Source organism: Pseudomonas sp. HMWF006, from assembly GCF_003061205.1.
Lineage (GTDB): Bacteria > Pseudomonadota > Gammaproteobacteria > Pseudomonadales > Pseudomonadaceae > Aquipseudomonas > Aquipseudomonas monsensis.
The window spans coordinates 1-1,233 of sequence record NZ_QAIU01000596.1 but is presented as its reverse complement, the minus strand read 5'-3'; the positions used below and the strand labels follow the sequence as shown (position 1 = coordinate 1,233).

Sequence of the window (1,233 nt, the reverse complement as noted above, 5' to 3'; positions counted from 1 at the left end):
TTCCTCGACAAGTTGCAGCCGATCATTGCCGAAGTGAAACGCTCGGTGCAGGACGCACGCAACACCGCCGACCAGTCTTCGGCCATCGCCACCCAGACCAGCGCCGGCATGGAACAGCAATATCGTCAGGTCGATCAGGTCGCCACCGCGTCCCACGAAATGAGCGCCACCGCGCAGGACGTAGCGCGCAGTGCCGCACAAGCCGCTGAAGCGGCCAAGGACGCCGACCGCGCCACTCGCCAGGGCCTGACCGTGATCGACCGCACCACCGCGAGCATCGACACCCTGGCCGCCGACATGAGCGCGGCGATGGTGCAAGTCGAAGGCCTGGCCGCCAACAGCGAGAAGATCGGCACGGTGCTGGAAACCATCCGCGCCATCGCCGAACAGACCAACCTGCTCGCCCTCAACGCGGCCATCGAAGCCGCACGCGCCGGTGAAGCCGGGCGTGGTTTTGCCGTGGTCGCCGACGAAGTGCGCAACCTCGCCCGCCGTACACAGGAGTCGGTGGAAGAAACCCGTCAGGTGATCGAGCAGTTGCAGACCGGTACCCAAGATGTAGTCGGTTCGATGGGCAACAGCCATCGTCAGGCTCAGGGCAGCGTTGAACAGGTCGGGCAAGCGGTGACTGCGCTGCGCCAGATCGGTGAGGCGGTGACGGTGATCAGCGACATGAACCTGCAGATCGCCAGCGCGGCGGAAGAACAGAGCGCAGTGGCCGAGGAGATCAACAACAACGTGGCGACCATTCGTGACGTGACCGAGTCGTTGTCGGGGCAAGCGAACGAATCGGCGCGGGTGAGCCAGTCGCTGAACAGCCTGGCGAATCAGCAGCAGAGTCTGATGGATCAGTTCCGGGTCTGATTCCGGATTGTGGGGTGTCAGTTGGATTCCCCCCTCACCCCAGCCCTCTCCCCCAAGGGGGCGAGGGGGAAAGGGAGCCGATCTGCATGTCATTCAAAACCTGAGCCCGGCTCGGCATGTCAGGTCACGGAGAAGCTTTCAAAACCTCAGTTCGACCCGGTATCTCCGGCCACGGAAAGGCTTTCAAAACCTCAGGTCGATCCGGTATCTCCGGCCACGGGAAGGCTTCCAAAATCTCAGTTCGATCCGGTATTTCAGGCCACGGGAACGCTTTCAAAACTTGAGTTCGATCCGGTATTTCAGGTCGGTGTAGCTCGAACAGACACCTCGGTCAGTCCCCTCTCCCTCCGGGAGAGGGTTAGGGTGAGG

1 protein-coding gene is annotated in these 1,233 nt (G+C 62.4%); it reads left to right on the top strand.

Translation table 11 applies throughout. The annotated features are described in order from the left end of the window. On the top strand, window positions 1-864 hold an 864-nt coding region (locus DBR24_RS27675; RefSeq protein WP_256591910.1), incomplete at its 5' end, for a methyl-accepting chemotaxis protein. Window positions 865-1,233 lie beyond the last annotated feature (369 nt).